Origin of the sequence: Microcoleus sp. B6-A1, from assembly GCF_036705085.1 — a bacterium.
Classification (GTDB): Bacteria; Cyanobacteriota; Cyanobacteriia; order Cyanobacteriales; family Microcoleaceae; genus Microcoleus.
Genome location: NZ_JAUBTU010000118.1, coordinates 5,020 through 20,590, shown reverse-complemented (window position 1 = coordinate 20,590; position 15,571 = coordinate 5,020). Strand labels below are relative to the sequence as shown.

Annotated in this window: 20 protein-coding genes; 14 read left to right on the top strand and 6 right to left on the bottom strand. The window is 41.8% G+C overall.

The window, feature by feature from the left end:
• Nucleotides 1–106: 106 nt before the first annotated feature.
• From QUB11_RS28140 to QUB11_RS28085, 12 genes are all read left to right on the top strand, one after another.
• Entirely contained in the window at nucleotides 107–673 is a 567-nt protein-coding gene (locus QUB11_RS28140) for a hypothetical protein (protein WP_333152930.1), read from the top strand.
• A gap of 317 nt (nucleotides 674–990) precedes the next feature.
• The gene (locus QUB11_RS28135) at nucleotides 991–1,344 is read left to right on the top strand and encodes a hypothetical protein (protein ID WP_333176224.1); all 354 of its coding nucleotides are present in this window, start codon (nucleotides 991–993) and stop codon (nucleotides 1,342–1,344) included.
• A gap of 59 nt (nucleotides 1,345–1,403) precedes the next feature.
• Nucleotides 1,404–1,838: a hypothetical protein gene (locus QUB11_RS28130; RefSeq protein ID WP_333176226.1), complete on the top strand. Its 435-nt coding sequence runs from the start codon at nucleotides 1,404–1,406 to the stop codon at nucleotides 1,836–1,838.
• A gap of 40 nt (nucleotides 1,839–1,878) precedes the next feature.
• Nucleotides 1,879–2,478 (top strand): hypothetical protein, encoded by a 600-nt coding sequence (locus tag QUB11_RS28125; protein WP_333176228.1) that lies wholly within the window; start codon nucleotides 1,879–1,881, stop codon nucleotides 2,476–2,478.
• Between the two features lie 34 nt (nucleotides 2,479–2,512).
• Nucleotides 2,513–2,809: a helix-turn-helix transcriptional regulator gene (locus QUB11_RS28120; protein WP_333176230.1), complete on the top strand. Its 297-nt coding sequence runs from the start codon at nucleotides 2,513–2,515 to the stop codon at nucleotides 2,807–2,809.
• Entirely contained in the window at nucleotides 2,806–3,360 is a 555-nt protein-coding gene (locus QUB11_RS28115; protein ID WP_333392228.1) for a GIY-YIG nuclease family protein, read from the top strand. The genes QUB11_RS28120 and QUB11_RS28115 overlap by 4 nt, the downstream gene beginning before the upstream one ends.
• An 8-nt stretch (nucleotides 3,361–3,368) precedes the next feature.
• Nucleotides 3,369–3,761, top strand: a complete 393-nt coding sequence (locus QUB11_RS28110; protein WP_333152918.1) for a hypothetical protein — start codon at nucleotides 3,369–3,371, stop codon at nucleotides 3,759–3,761.
• Entirely contained in the window at nucleotides 3,742–4,083 is a 342-nt protein-coding gene (locus QUB11_RS28105; RefSeq protein WP_333176234.1) for a hypothetical protein, read from the top strand. The genes QUB11_RS28110 and QUB11_RS28105 overlap by 20 nt, the downstream gene beginning before the upstream one ends.
• A gap of 20 nt (nucleotides 4,084–4,103) precedes the next feature.
• A complete protein-coding gene (locus tag QUB11_RS28100) occupies nucleotides 4,104–4,970 on the top strand; it encodes a hypothetical protein (RefSeq protein ID WP_333392227.1) in 867 nt (288 codons plus the stop codon).
• A 231-nt stretch (nucleotides 4,971–5,201) separates the two neighbouring features.
• A complete protein-coding gene (locus QUB11_RS28095) occupies nucleotides 5,202–5,630 on the top strand; it encodes a hypothetical protein (protein ID WP_333392226.1) in 429 nt (142 codons plus the stop codon).
• 173 nt (nucleotides 5,631–5,803) lie between these two features.
• On the top strand, nucleotides 5,804–7,681 hold the full coding sequence (locus QUB11_RS28090) for a hypothetical protein (RefSeq protein WP_333392224.1): 1,878 nt from the start codon (nucleotides 5,804–5,806) through the stop codon (nucleotides 7,679–7,681).
• Between the two features lie 78 nt (nucleotides 7,682–7,759).
• On the top strand, nucleotides 7,760–8,011 hold the full coding sequence (locus QUB11_RS28085; protein WP_333201155.1) for a hypothetical protein: 252 nt from the start codon (nucleotides 7,760–7,762) through the stop codon (nucleotides 8,009–8,011).
• Between the two features lie 105 nt (nucleotides 8,012–8,116).
• Here QUB11_RS28085 and QUB11_RS28080 read toward each other — a convergent pair whose 3' ends face one another.
• From QUB11_RS28080 to QUB11_RS28060, 5 genes are all read right to left on the bottom strand, one after another.
• The gene (locus QUB11_RS28080) at nucleotides 8,117–8,371 is read right to left on the bottom strand and encodes a hypothetical protein (RefSeq protein WP_333152898.1); all 255 of its coding nucleotides are present in this window, start codon (nucleotides 8,369–8,371) and stop codon (nucleotides 8,117–8,119) included.
• A 25-nt stretch (nucleotides 8,372–8,396) separates the two neighbouring features.
• Nucleotides 8,397–8,714 carry a hypothetical protein gene (locus QUB11_RS28075; RefSeq protein ID WP_333152896.1) on the bottom strand — a complete coding sequence of 106 codons (318 nt, stop codon included), beginning with the start codon at nucleotides 8,712–8,714 and terminating at the stop codon, nucleotides 8,397–8,399.
• Nucleotides 8,715–8,725: 11 nt separating this feature from the next.
• Entirely contained in the window at nucleotides 8,726–9,343 is a 618-nt protein-coding gene (locus QUB11_RS28070; protein ID WP_333152893.1) for a hypothetical protein, read from the bottom strand.
• A 63-nt stretch (nucleotides 9,344–9,406) separates the two neighbouring features.
• On the bottom strand, nucleotides 9,407–9,934 hold the full coding sequence (locus tag QUB11_RS28065; protein WP_333201160.1) for a thermonuclease family protein: 528 nt from the start codon (nucleotides 9,932–9,934) through the stop codon (nucleotides 9,407–9,409).
• A 103-nt stretch (nucleotides 9,935–10,037) separates the two neighbouring features.
• Nucleotides 10,038–11,084, bottom strand: coding sequence for a hypothetical protein (locus tag QUB11_RS28060; RefSeq protein ID WP_333392222.1), 1,047 nt, complete (start codon nucleotides 11,082–11,084; stop codon nucleotides 10,038–10,040).
• Between the two features lie 92 nt (nucleotides 11,085–11,176).
• Here QUB11_RS28060 and QUB11_RS28055 point away from each other — a divergent pair, with 92 nt between their 5' ends.
• Nucleotides 11,177–12,694, top strand: coding sequence for a thymidylate synthase (locus QUB11_RS28055; RefSeq protein ID WP_333392221.1), 1,518 nt, complete (start codon nucleotides 11,177–11,179; stop codon nucleotides 12,692–12,694).
• A complete protein-coding gene (locus QUB11_RS28050) occupies nucleotides 12,691–12,900 on the top strand; it encodes a hypothetical protein (protein WP_333392219.1) in 210 nt (69 codons plus the stop codon). The genes QUB11_RS28055 and QUB11_RS28050 overlap by 4 nt, the downstream gene beginning before the upstream one ends.
• Before the next feature lie 725 nt (nucleotides 12,901–13,625).
• Here QUB11_RS28050 and QUB11_RS28045 read toward each other — a convergent pair.
• The coding region (locus QUB11_RS28045; protein ID WP_333392217.1) for an ABC transporter substrate-binding protein at nucleotides 13,626–15,571 on the bottom strand (1,946 nt) is incomplete at its 5' end.

Genomic DNA, 15,571 nt, shown 5'->3' with positions numbered 1-15,571 from the left:
AACCTCTTTAAATATACTTAATATTCTTATTATATCATATTAGTTATTTATGTAATTAATTTTGTTTAACTACTTAATTACTTACAAAACATAGGAATCAACACAGATGAGTATTTCAAGAATCGAACTTAAGGCTGAACTCGGTCTGGGCAAAGTTAGCGACATCACCAATGTCCGTAAAGCGCTGGGTCAGAGAGATTGGCAGAACTCTCAGGTTGTAGACGCTGATGCTCTCGAAGTGACTGAATATTACCGACTTGTTCGCGAACAAATGATTATTCCGTCGGAAGCATTGCTACAAATTGCCAGCAACCGAACTGGCAGCAGTGAATATCAGAATGATCAAATTGATGAAAGTGTGATCGATCATAGCGAACACCGCGACGGTCAAGAAGAAACCAATGGAATGGTACTTGCTATTCGATCGCTCACTCAAGAAGCTAGCTTAGCAATGACGGATGTTGCTGATGCAGCATCGGAACAAATAGTTGATACTTTTTGCATTGCCCTGGGCGCAAATGTAGTGGACAAACTTCAAGACAGAGCCACTAAAATTCGAGCAAATTTTGGTTCTATCACTGAATCTATTCGATCGACTCCTTTAGATTTGCGTGGCGGGAGTTTACCGGGAAAAAAACAGCAACCGAAACAGCTCACTGGACTTTGGGGCTAATTGATTCCTGCCTAGAACTAGCCCAAGCTTATAGCTCACGGTTAGTTCTGGAAGAGCAAGCTCGTAGTGCTCAGAAAGAAAAACTACTCACTACCTTAGTTATCTATTCGAGCTTGCTTTCTCTTTATTCCTCTTCTACAGAAACTTGTACAGAAACTTGTACAAATTCCACTTCATCAACTACTACATCAACTTCATCAAGTATTTCAGAGAAGGAGAAAAGAGCAATGTTTCAATGGTTCCTATCAATTTTTACAACTCCAGTCAAGCCGTACCCAGTTAGCGCAGCAGCAGTTTTCATGACAGGAGTGTGCTAAATGCTAGTTCCTGTTACCTCAGACCAAGTTTACGATTGGAATCCAAACCAGCTAGTTTATGTCTACAATGCCGACAAAAAATGCTTGGCACTGTGCCGAGTAATTGATTTGGATTTGTCGGAATGGAGTGATCGCACTAGACTTCTGGAACCCGTTGACGAAAATCTGCAACTCTGCAAACCACAGGAAAGAGAAATCCCCCCCAATTGCGTCGGAGGTAGGCACTGCTCTTACCCAGAAACCTGTTATCGGTTCGAGACTGAGCAGCAAAATCATGAATGCAATTTTCCAACCGCCGAAGAACTTGAACAAATTAGATTGTGGACAGAAGGATTGAAAAACCTACAACCTTGATTTCTGATTTAAGTTTCTGTTACAGAGCGACCAAATTTAGTTAAAATTCAAGGAAATTCATGAAAAAGCAAAGAGATGGAAATACTGCTGATTTCAATAATGGCAGCCAATCTACTAATAGTCTTGTTACTTCTTCAGATGCAAGGGAAAATGTCTCTGTTAATCCTTCAAAATCAACAGATACTAAATTGGCTCAATATGGAGGACAAGGTGAAGGAAATAACGGAGAAACAGAGCAAGATAGACGAAATGCTGACGGCTCAGGAGAAGCGGATAGACCAGGCGATCAAGGAGTAATGCTAGGTTCTCTATTCTGTGGAGCTGTACCCGCGCTTGTTGTCGGGTTCGGGGCATTTTGCTACCACACAGGATATCAACAGGGTGGCAAAGAAGCACGTCCAACGATTGTCCACGGCAACCAATATAATTCCAAAACCTACAACATCTCCCCTTCAATCGGCAGCAACAACAGCAATAATAGCCACAACCAGTAGAAACCAAGCCGTCAGTAGTGAGTAATAAGTGAACTATCAAATGAGACAAGCTAGATCTAGTTCATCAAATTTACCCGACCCAGCAACAATGACTTATGAGGAAAGTGTTGCTGAAAGTATCAACAATCTGGCAGCCAAGGAGGATTTGAGACGATCGTTGTTAACTGAAAAAAAACTGTCAGGCAAACTGAAAATTACTGAGCAACTTCTGGTACTAAGTGAGCGGAACGAAAGTTTGTCACAGCAGATTACCGCTCAACTTATTGCTGAACGTCATACAATCCTCATGCCTCAGTTCATTCCTCACAGCAATTTTGACCCTGATTTAAACCTAGACTTAGACAATCTTCCCCCACTACCAGAGCCACTGCCAAAAACTAAAAGAAAAGTGAGGGTTCCTAAAGTCGAGGTCAAAAAAGTGACGGAGATGACGCTCGAAGAAATTCAAGCAGAACTCAAAGAAGCTAGAGCAAAAATGGCGGTCTTAGAAGGTAAGTTAATATCAGATGATTTTGACACTCGGTTCAATGCTCAAATGGACATTCGGGGGCTGAATCCGCGAATGAAAAAGCTTTCGGGTCAAGAAATTGCATTGTTGCAGCACGAAATAGTTTGCTTGAGAAAGAGTCTTTTAACTTAGCTAACCTAGCCAGACAGAAAACAGGAGACTTAGGATGATTGAGACGATCGCAAACCGCATTTGTGAAGCTCGTAAACTGGCGGGTCTGTCCCCGGCTCAGGCGGCAAAAATGCTAAGTCTCCCTACCGATCGGATTTTGGAGATAGAAGCAGATACCGTTTCTGTTTCTGCCCAAGAAATCGAACAATTTGCAGAAATCTTTGAGGTTAGCGTTTCATGGCTGATGGGCGAACAGTTAGCAAAAGTTGAGATTGGCAAAGTCCATAATTTAACACCAGAAGACGCTAACAAACTTCAAACAATACTTGCCTCCATCCGAGGGAAACAATGATGCTCAGACAGCTTTTACAGCGAAATATACGGCAAATTTCACCAAACCTGGCAGCAAAACTAACACCCAAACCCCGTTTGAAAATCTCCCCTGCTCAGATGGAGGTGAAGAAAAAACAACAGAGCCATTACGGGCCCGGCTTTGTCTACGCATTCCACGATCGTCAAGCACTCAGAGAAGATAAACGATCGATACACATTCAAGGTACGACATTCTGTAAAATTGGCTTGAGCCGGACACCGAGAACACGCAGATATTTTCTCTCACGGGAATATCAGAGTGAGTTGGAAATCAAGGCGATCGCATTCACGATGAACATGAAGGTGACGGAGGATTTGCTGCACTATATCTTCTCGGCTCACAACGAATTGCGTAAGACAAGAAACTCGGAAGGCAAAAACTTGGATGGGTATACCGAATGGTTTCGGGTCACTCCCCTGAGACTGAAGATGATTAAAATCATGGTATACACTATGGCGGTACTCGTCAATCTGGCTTATTTTGTTTTCGCAGTTTCTGCTTCTATGTACTTGTTCAATTTCTTATTTTAGGTAAGTCAATGTTATTTTTCAAAAAGTGGCAGCAACAGTTAGCTAAGAAACTTCACCGGGAAAATAGACTAATCAAAGTTTCACGAACTTTGACTAACAAAGTTTTCCAAAACTTCGATGGTGATGAAGAAAGTTTGTTACCAGGATTCTATTACTACGCAGGATTGCAAATCCAACTAGAGTTTTTCTCTTCCTATTCCTTATTCCTGGGGGGAAATCTCGAACTGTGGAGATGGAATGTCTACGACGGGTTTGGACAAGGAATGCTGAATGATGGTGTGGGCGATACCAAAGATGAAGCTGCTGCTTTAGCTCAAACCTGGGCAGTGGATTTTCTAGAAGGTCGAGAACTCTACATGAGTAATCATCGGAAAAACCCCAATGAATCAATACGAATTTGACGAAATTGCACAATCTGAAACTTCAGACATTCCAAAATCTTTGAATGGTGAACCTTTAGAATTAGGAGATTTTGTCTGTCCCCGTTACATGGCAACCACTGCCAAACAAGCGATCGATCGAGGCTTTGTTTATCAAATCACCGAAATAAATCAGCCAGGGACAATACTTACTGTTCAACGAGTTTCTGACCCCAGAACCCGGATTAGCGCCTCAAGCGATTTCTTCATCAGTCTCCAAGAACAAGAGGATGATGCTGATAACGAGACTGAATCTGCATGCAATGAATTGATAATTACGACTCTTCTAATCCCACTAATTTAGATTAACAAAATGGAGGTCTTATGCAAGCAACAATGGAAGAACCGGATGTATTGGTTAAACTTCTCGGAACTTTAGTAGGTGGCGCTCTTGATGAAGACGGGGAGCAAATGTTGGATGATGTTTTTGGCATCACAACTGCTAACTTGAACCAACTCACTCCCCAGGGCTGGGCTGCGATCGGCGATCGGGCAATCCAAGCAAAATGGTTCCTTGACCATATCACCGAAATCAAAGAGAAGTTCAAGTTACTCATTGACGCACAAATCTGTTTCCGTGAGTTCCAAGGCTGGCTGATAGAAGCTGGCTATAAAGGTGCTGAGAAAATCAAGAAAGCTCAAATAGATGTTGCCGTTGCTCGTGCGAAGTATGGCGCAACAGTCGAACAAGAGGACTATCGACTTGTCAAAAAGGAAGAACAATTTGCAGCAGAAACAGTACAGGAAAATATTCTCTGGGATAATAGAGTAATTACAGCAATCGCTAAGAAAGTCGCAGAAGTTGATGCAGCCATTGAAAGGATGCAAGGAAATCCAGAGTTTGCTGCTGAATTAGAAAAATGGAAAGAAGAAGAAACCAATATCTATAAGCAAGCTGCATACGGTTTGAAATTTGGTACTCATGGCTTGAGCCATCCATCTCTCGGCGGTTCGACTTCTTCTCCACTCCAAATTAGTCAGTCCAATTACTCTCAACCTCAATTTGTTTCAGCTCCAGGTTTAGCCACAACACGCTCAGCAACACAACGATCGGCAACAGGCAGAGCGAAGGATTCAATCAATTTGGCGGTTAATTGGTCAGGGGATATCGCAGGCAAAGTTAATGGTGTTGCTTCGCAGATAAATCGTGGTTTCTCAAGATTTACTAATTTTTTCAGAGGTGAAACTTGATTATTTCAAAAGGTCAAGTTTTCAAAGTCGTTAGCTCGATCGATGTTACTAAAAGCGCTACTGCTAGCAAAAACACAGGCTGGGTAACGACAGATGATCATGAACCGGGGATAAAACTACTCAACAGTTACGGATATCTAGTAGTTGCTGAAACTTCAGCGATACAGAATATCGAAATTTGCCCCAATTGTTGCTTAATGTACGGTCAACCATCCAATAAATGCACCAATCATGTTTTTACAAACTCCACAGTTACCGAAAACGCTTCCTGTGCAGCAACAGCAACAACTGCCATCACAGGATGAATCACTCGTTTACAAGCCGTCATCGCAACTGAAGCACCTCAAAAATGTCAACAACTGGTTATTTTTGGTAGTGAATTTCTCGTTCGGCATCGGCATAGCAAATTTATTCCGGCTCTTTCCGTCACATCTTTTCTTAGGAATCGTGGCGATCGTCATCGGCTCTCTCAGTTTGTTTTTCATGTCGCCAGCCGATCGCGCTTATGTCGGACTCTGGCGGACGGGCGGTGCAGCATTGGCGATCGGAGGCATTCTCTGCTTCTGGGATTTGTATTATCTGCTGACCTGGCAACATGGTTTGGCGATCATTGCTTTTGTCCTTCTCTCCATGTGGATCATTGGTGCTGGTAGTAAATAGCACTTTCATCCCGGCTGGTACGGCTGTATTCGCTTAATCCCTTGCCGGGATATTTCCAGTCAGCGGGCATCAGTCAGCGGGCATCAGTCATCGGGCATCAGTCATCGGGCATCGGTCGGCATCGGGCATTGGATTTTGGGTATTGGGCATCGGGTAGTAAGGGGTAGAAGTCCATGAGTAACAGGGTCACGGTGGGATCATTCTTTGGAGCATTTTGCTGTTTGGGGTTGGCATTGATGCCGCTTCCGTTCGATCGCTGGGTGGGAGTTCGGCAAGCAAGCTCTCTCGCTGCGATCGGCTGCGGATATTTTGGCTGGCACGACAGCCAGAAAAAAAAGCAAATATTGGAACAGCAAGAGCTTTGGGAATTTGAGCAGCGACTGAAACAGCGGGCGCTTGATGCTGCTGTTAACTCCGCACTCACCGATGTCCTGGTTGAGGAGGTAGTGGTCAAAGAGAAGCTTCGGGCTGATGCCTCGGTTCAGGTCTACAAAGCGGAGACTCAGCAGAATTTTGTCCGAGTCATGGCTCACGATCACCCTGAAATTCTTCAGCATCTTCTCCAAACTTCACAACCCCCAACAACAGAAACAAAAACTGTTTCTGATTCTCAGTCAGAAACAGAAACAGATTCCGTTTCTGATTCTGTTGTTGATAGTGTGCCTGGTGGTGTGGCTGGTGGTGTGGCAAAAGAGAAAACGGAAGAAGAGAAAAGAGCGGAGTATATAGCTGCTGCCCGATCGAAGCTGTTGAAATTGATTGAGGAACATGAAGGAGGATGGATTGGGCAACTGATGCACAAACCATTACTAATTTATGGGGATATGGGTAGCTTTAAAAGTTACTTTGCAGCTTTTTTAGCACTGTGTCGGCATTATTTATATGGTCACAAAATCATTTCGATCGCTGACCCTCACTTTCATCAAAATTATGATGAGTGCTGGAAAACTCTGGTAAAACTGGGAGTTCCCGGCTATGGCGCAAATCAAAACTTTGAGGAAGTTGGCGAACAACTTAACGCCATGTACGATCGATTCAAGGTCAGAACTTTGAAGGATGATTGGCTGACCTCTATCTTTGATGAGATGACACAATATGGTTTTGAAGAAGGTACGGTGGAACCTGCTAGCAAACTAACTCGAAAAGTTGTTGGCGATCCTCGGAAAGCCAAAGAAGCGCCTATCTTCATTGCTCACAATGATACTAATGCTGCTTTCGGTGGGGGTGATGGTTTCAGTAAATCTGTCAATTCAGGAGTCGTGAAACTTCAGTTACGATCGGACAGCAAATATCAGCCACTTTTCAAAGGAACTATTTCGGGCATCAAAGATGAAGAGGGAGAGTGCATCAAAGATTTACCTATTTCTATTTTGCCGTACTGGATACGCCCTGAATGGGTTTATGACTTATTTAATGGCTTTAGTTCAGAGTCGGACAATCAAGTTATTAGTAATTCAGAAGTTGACCAGAAACCTGATCTAAACCTTAGTTTGCAAAATACAAAAGTTGAACTACAATATGAAGCACAATCTGAAACACAACCTGAAATAGAATCGGACATAGACAAACTAAATCGGGCATTAAATCAGTCAGTATCGTGGGATTATTGGTTAGCCGAATCAACGACTGAAGAACTCGATCGACAAATAGAATTACATCGATCGCAAGCCAGCCAAAAGTCAGATAATTTACCAGATAATTCAGCCGATAACTCAAGTGAAGAATTATCACCTGATAATAACCTTATCACAGGCAATATAACTCCAAAACTTTTACCCAGAGAGGATTATCCAGTAATTTGGGATGCGGAAGATTTCGCAAGATTACTGCCAAATGAGTCAGAAACAGCAGTTTTTGAGCGCATTTTGGAATTATCTGATAAATATAAAAGTCCCAGCAAACTCATACAAATGGGTTTGGGTTTTACCCAAGGAAGGAAGAAGCCTCGAAGTTATTCAGATGTAGGTAAAAAGTGTTTTTATTACATAGTAATGAAATATGGCACACCTTCACTGATTGCTCGATATAAGGATTACTTGGAAAAGAAGTAAGTCCAATTAATTCTCAATTAATCCTCAATTAATTGTTTATCGATCGTTCATCAATCAAACAAAACTAGGAGAGAGAAAATGCGTAAACCTACACCAACCGAATCAGTATTTTTGGCAGGGACATTAACAGCATCAATATTAACAACTCTTGAAGTTGTACCAGGGATAATAGATAAATTAAAAGAACAAGCACACCAAGCAAGTGAAGAACGGAAACGGACAAAAGCAGTAAATCCAGCAGACACTTTTACCGCTGGACTAATCATAGGTTTGGTTGGTGGAGCCGTTGCAACAACAAAGGTTATATCGGATAAAATTAATAATCCATAATAACCAAAAAGTAAATCTCATAGTAAAATCATTTTAAGTTGTGATTATACTATGAGATTTATGAATCAGTTAGCAATTTTCTTGCTGGGTGTGTTAGTTGGATTACTAATCGTATTTTTCCTCTTTCAGTTCATTGAATAATTCATTGGGTTCGTTATCTCGTCTGAGTTGAGGAATGCGAGGCGGTTTATTACTAAAAAAGCCCCAAGCAATTAATGCAAGACCAGCAATAAGTTGACCATCTTCGTTACTAATCCGTTTGGAGGCTACAAGAAGTTCTGCGATACCTGCAACAGCTCCCAAAATAGTTGAAATAGTATCTAATTGGTATTGAGTTGGTTCTCTAAATCTTAGTTTCATTGTTCCTATGAGTGAGCTAAAATGATTAGTCTGTATCTTCAAATTCATTCTCGATCGTTTCAATGATGTTACAAGAAGGAATGTCTAATTTTTGTTCAATATTATCAATTCGGCATTCCAAAGTAATCGATCGAAGTCTATTTGTATCTTGCCAACGGCGGATTTTATAACCGATAGCAATCTGGTCATTCTCTTGTTTTTTAGTTAAGTCATAAGTGAATAAATCAATTCTATGAACTAACTTATCCTTGATTTGTCGAGAAGCGAGCCAGAAAATATAGGTTGAAACGATAGCTGTAACACCGATCGAACTAGCAATGTAATCAAGAGTTTCTTGTTTCATTTTTCCATAGATTACAGTTTATTGCCCGGAATAATAGTTGTTGTGAATACAAAATTTGTATCAGCAATATATCGCGGGTCTGCTGTAACTCTCCGCATAAAGTTTTCATGTCCTGAGATAGTTCTACCAACTAGACAGCCAGCGGACGCTGTGTGAATATCATTCACCGGATGTCCCCAACCGTGATGTTGATTGATGCCAAAATAACCTTCATCGATCGCATCTCCGGTTCGCATCATGTCCCGATTCCAATCCCGGTGCACTTTGACAAGTCCGACCTGGACAAGAGCTTCGTGAGGGTCAGAGTAGCCGTGGAGTCCGACTTGCCAAGCCCGATACTGTCCAAAGGCAATTCTGGCGGCTCCTTTGGGGTTCATGGGATTGTCAGTGTAGTAATACCCAGGTTCCGTCGTGGCTTCCCAAATACCTTCGATGACGGGTTGGAACTTGTCATTGAACGCAATAATTATCCTGAGATCATTGAAGTAATTGGGTCGATCGTCATTTTCCGTTCCATCAGTGTTTGCCCCTTCTACATAGATTATGTTTTTCTCCGATCGACCTCGCGAAATTTCATAATTTTGCTGTTCCATATACTCAATAATTCTTTCGGCAAATGTTCTACTCATTTCACTTTCCTCCTCTTAGGTGTAATTAAATGTACTGTGTCAAACCCTTACACTGTTTGAGTGCTAGAGTGATAACTTCTTAAATTCATAGGGCAAAATCATGTTGGCTTCTTTCCACAATCCGACTCTTTTCCTATTTGCTGTCGCTGCACCCGCTATTATCGATCGCAACACTGTCGTTTCTCTCACGTTGTATATATGACGATTGAAAGGCAAGCGAGAAGCGGCTAAACCAGATTGAGCGAGTTTGACTTGGACATTGCTAGAGACAAGTAGATTGTCCAGGTAAACATCACAAACCCATCTTTGGTATTGATCTAGCTCATAGGGAATAGCAATTAGCGCTCGGTTTTGAAGCAGATTCCTTAGAGCTAATTTGGCTTTTTCTGCCCATTCCCAATGCTTAAGAATCAGCGGGTCAGTGCTAGTTTTACCGGGTTTCTGAGATTCAGGGGTATCAATCCATTGCGATCGACAGATGATAGATTGACTCTCCGTGCCTGTTGCAGAGATTAATTTTAAGTTGAAAGTATCTCCATCGTATACAAACCCTAATTCCGCTTTGTAGACACTTCCTTTAATTATTTCCATCTCACAAAACCCTAAAGCTTTATTTTAAACGAGCTGTAGGGCTTTTTGCCATCAGTAAATTCCGATCAATTTGTAGCTTGTAAGGTGTGTCAGCGCTATCGTTTTAGCAATTTACATATATGGGTTTAATCCATATTCTTTTAGCATTCTTCCATCGTTTACCTTCACCAGCCTCCAAAACTCTCCAGTGTCCGCGTCTCCAGTGTGCAATTGGTGATGGCTGAATTTTCTTTATTTCTGACTTTCCATTTTCTTCTTTTCCTTTTTCAAGAACTTCTTCAAGAGTTTCTAAAGAATCGGAGTGTGGAATAGAAAAACCTTTACCAAGCCAACGAGGAAATCGATCGACAGTTTTGGATTTGTGTAATTTTTCTCCAAATCCTTTAGGAGATGGTAAATCTTTTTTATCTATGTCGCTAACCAGAGAAGGAAGGAATTCAAGAGTCAACAGAATATTGATGACCAGATTCCTTAAACGTTTGATGAGAATTCTATCTTCAGGAGTAAGAGCATCAAGTCCAATATCAGAATTTTCGTCATAAATCAAAGTGTCTCCATTTTCTGACACAGCAGTGCCAGAAGTCCACACAGTTTCATGAGTATCTATTGTAGAATATTGAAAGTATAAAAGATAACTTAGTTTAAACGGATGAATCGAGATATCTCTCCAAGTCGCTGAATTCCATTCAGGATGATTGATATTGTTACAGCTAATGGTCAAGTAATCGATCGACGCTCCGTCGGGTGCATAAATAGCTCCTTTGGGTATGGCTAGCAAAAATGTAGGTAGTGAGGGTTGCCACCCGCACAGGATTCCTGGCTTATGGAGTGCATCTGTTTGGTCGAAAGCTTCAATTAACTCATGAGTTAAACAATACATCGGTGCTTTTTGGGCAAACCAGAGCGCGATTCGGTAGCTTTGGATAAACGCTGAGATGTCTAATGGTGAATATTCCAAATCACAGGTTGTTAATCCAACCGCAATTATTTGGCTCAGCACCTGCCAGCTTATGTATTCTGACGGCATTCGATAATTCACATCTTCTCTTATCCTTGCCAACAACTCTTTGTTGATTTTCTCAAACATCAGCAAACTCTTGTTCCGATTTATCTGCGGTTGTAGGGTCAAAAATTTAGATTTTTTTGGCATAATGAAACCTTTAAATTAGTGTTATATTATATTGTAGTTCACCTCTCTTTCTCTGCATACAATTACAATGATTTGTAAGAAATTGTAAGAAAATGGAAAGATATTACAAACCGCTCTATAAGCCGAATCAAGTGTTTTGTGGTTCAGGACAAACAGCCATAGTAACAGGCTGGACATTGAAAAGCACAGTCAAGAAGAAGCTGGAAGAGCATGAGTATGGAGCGATCGGACAGCTCTACTCAGCCACACGCGGTATCAATTTCTTAGTACGAAACCTATTATGGAACCCTCACATCAGGTTTTTAATAGTTGTAAATGCTACGAGGGAAGATAAGAATTCAGGCGCAGTTCAGTGTTTGTTGAATTTTTTTCGACAAGGTTTTGAAGATGGAGAAAGTGAAGAGGGTGTTAAGTGTTGGAAAATAAAATCAAAAGTCCTCGGCTACATCGATCTTGAAATCCCGTTAGAAAATCTGCAATTGTTGCGGGAGTCGATCAAATGTCATGAAGCCACAAGCATTACTGAAGCAGTCACTCTCGCCAAAGAGTTAGCGGAGTTGGGCGAGAAACCGGAGTGGGCAACGCCGGCACTGTTTCCGCTGGTGGAAAACTTGCCAACGGTTCTCCCAGGGCAGCGCTACGGGCACCGGATAGAAGGGAAGACGATCGCCGAAACTTGGATAAAAATCATCCACCGCATCAAGACGACGGGTGTGCTGCGACCGACGGGGTATGACGGACAGGTGCAAGAGCTGATCAATCTGATGGCTGTGGTCACCGACGAACCGCCCGAATTCTTCTTCCCAGAGCCGAGCTATTTGCCGATTGACCGCGACTTTCTCGAACAGTACATCCCGCAGATTCTGGAAGATGCTCCATATCACGAGGGAATCAAGTACACCTACGGCCAGCGGATGCGGTCATGGTTTGGACGTGACCAAATTGAGCAGGTCATTGCCAAACTCATCAACGAGATTGATGCTGCCAGCGCCGTTATCAACCTCTGGGATTCTGGTTGTGGCAATTTATTTCAGCGACCCGACAGTTCCTCCGACCATGAACACAGTGGGAGTCCGTGTCTCACTAACATCTGGGTGCGCGTCGTGGATGGGGAAATCTCACTGACTGCTACGTTCCGCAGCAATGATATGTTCGGTGCGTGGCCGGCGAATGCGATGGGGTTGCGCGCGCTGCAACGGTACATCCGAGATGCGATCGCCCAGCGGTCAAAATACAATCTGACGATGGGCCCGTTGGTAACGCTGAGTCAGTCGGCTCACTTGTATGACGATACTTTCGAGACTGCCGATCGAGTCATTGCCGCTCATTACGATCGGATTTGCAACAGTCGGGACTATTTCGACCCAGCGGGTAACTTCGTAATCGAACTCACCAGTGATGAGCATGGTGAAAAGATTTTGGTAACTCAGATTCCGGGTAGTGGCAAGGCCGTTAGCTACTACTCTGGAGTAAACGCGGTGAAGCTAGTTCGAGAAATTGCTGCTGCCTCGCCTGCCATCCAAACCGAGCATATTGGTTATCTGGGAGTAGAATTGCAAAAAGCTGCTCAGTGCTTGAAAACTCAAACTACCTATACCCAAGATTTATGATGCCTTTTTCCTTGAGTGCCAAACCCGACGAAGCTCTGCCAATTTACGGAAGCCTGACTATGGCAGAGCCTAAGCCCTTTAATGCTAATTTGAATTCTACAAGTCGTCCCTTCAATCCATTAGAACGATCGATTCCTACCTCAAACCAGTCCCCGACAATTGAATTTGAAGCACAATTAAAAGCTGACGGCATCAACCTTCATTAATTTTCTAAGCTTGCTTTTGACTCGCATCCCGGTTCCGAACAGGGATGAGTTCTTTTATCTAAAAACTGTCGCTTTGCCCAACTAAGAAGCTGCTTGTACGAGGGGTAAACACACACCCATTGAAATTTCTTATGTTTTTTGTTGATAGCGTAGACCTTTCCTTTCCTTTCCTGTTTCCATATCTGCTTTTTCTAGTTACGCTAACGATTTCTCAGTTACAATAGGTAAGAAAGAGTTTTAACGCATTCTTCAACTTCTGCTTATTTTACTTTATTAACTGCTTAAACAGTTGCTAGAAACTTGCAAGAACTTCATGATACCATCAAAACAAATTAACCCTTGGTTTGAAAGCAAGAATTGTTGTTTATTTTAGATAAATCATGACAACTAAAATACCATTAGTAATGGTTCAGTGTTTTGCGTCAGGCTCTATACTCTACCATACCATGTTGTGGGTATTTGTCAACCTTCTTTTTGGGTGTTAGCCTATTTATTAAACCGATACAAAAAATCTATTTTAAAATACTCAATGCTTAGAATTTATTGCTGTGAAGTCTCAAAGATTAAGTTGAACAAAATAATGGTTTAAGGTTAGTCCATAGCCGGAGCGTTCGAGCATACCAAATCCGCATTAGCCACCCATTTTACAGCATTTTTAAGTATGTTCGGTACACAAAAAGTGTAGGGCTTATTTAATGTGCCTCACAAATTTGCAATCTACTGTATCACTCGGGGTAGATGTCATAGCCTGTAACGGTGATATTAATTGACTTCAGTTGGAGTAAAGATACTTCACCATTGCGATCGCCTCCAAAACTGACTTTTCCCGTTACGCCCTCGACCGAAAAATTCTTACTAGCAAGCTGGTTTGTCAGCCATTCACGACGGGGTTTGTCTTGCTCTTGCTCCCAAGTGTTGATACCTTGGATAATTGCCTGTGTTGCATCATAAGCCATAGCAGTGCGCCAAGTCAGATTACCAGTGCGCCAATCAACATTTTTTCCCCACAATTTGGTAGCGTCTATAGCAAAATTTTTTCCTATCTCTGCTTTGGGATTCCAAGGCACTGCTACCATCATACCTTCTATGCCCTGCCCCTGTTCTAGTGTTTGATAGGTGTTAAGTGTAGAAGACCCAAACAGTTTTAAATTCTTTTGTTTTGCTGCTGCTGCTATCCTTATGGCTTTGTCAATAGTGTTTCTTACACCAGGCACTACTAATAGGCCATTAGCTTTAACCTGGTTGGCTTTTTCTAAAATAGTATTAATCTCAGAATCGGAATTGATTTTAGATAAATTACAGTCTGTTTGGACCACACCAGCCTTACCAAATGCTTCAACGAATTTGTCCTTAAAAGACCCGCTAGCTTGTGCTTGTGAATCATAACAAATAACAATTTTAGTGACCCCAGCTTTTTTAGCGTGTTCGGACAGTTCCTTCACAACTGTGTTAAGGGTTGGCATAGTGTGAAATATAGGGGAATCGTTGGGTAGTTTATCAGCATCGCTTGTGGGACTAATCATTACTAAAGATCCTTTTCTATACACATCCCTAGCAGCCAACGAAGCCTCACTAGAGTTATGTCCTACTACTGCCAAAACACTCGAATATTTGCTATTAGTGACAAATTCAGTGGCAATGTTTTTAGCATCTTCTGGGTTGTTATTATCGTTAGCGATCGCCACCCATAGCTTCTTACCATTAAATCCACCTTGTTTTTGATTCAGTTCGTTTTGGGCCTGCGCCACACCTCGTAATATCTCTGTCGCTACATTTAAGTTTGTACCAATAGGTATGCTTACGGCAATTTTTAAATCGCTTTTTGTTTTAGCAGCTTCAGCATTGTTCTTGTAAATCAATGCTTCTGGATCGTCGGGGTGCTGGCTCAGGGATGATTGGAAAGACTTGATAGCATTGTCAAAATCATTCTTGGCAAATGCTTTAACCCCTTCTTCTTTGTCTGAAGACGATTGAGCCAACAAAATATCTTCACCCAAGCTAATCTCTTGCTCCAAATTAGGCGTTTTTCTCCACTGAGTTACAAGACTTCCTGCTATAACAGCTACCAATCCAACAGCTAAGAAGGGAATTATATTCTTTAGGTAGGAGTTTCTTTCATCTAAGACCCGTTTTTCAATTTTTTCTACGTCTTCGTTTCTAAGTTTTAAAGTTTGCTGACGATTTTTCAGCTTAGCGCGAATTGGAGCGCTAACACGAAACTTGCGTTTAATTTCCTGGCGAAACTCATTCTCATATTCGTGCAATTTTTCTTGGTAGTGGCGGTTTATTTCAGCCAAGATAGGATTTTCAATCGTTTCTACATCTTCATCTCTGAGTCCTAAATCTTGCTGACGTGTTTTCAAATTAGCGCGAGTTTCATCGCTGATAGGAAACTCGCTTTCCACTGCTTGGCGAAACTTATCCTTATATTTGTGCAATTTTTCTTGGTATTGACGGTTTATTTCAGTCAATATAAGATTTTCAATCGTTTCTACATCTTCATCTCTGAGTCCTAAATCTTGCTGACGTGTTTTCAAATTAGCGCGAGTTTCATCGCTGATAGGAAACTCGTTTTCTACTACTTGGCGAAACTCATCCTTATATTTGTGCAATTTTTCTTGGTATTGACGGTTTATTTCAGTCAATATAAGATTTTCAATCGTTTCTACAT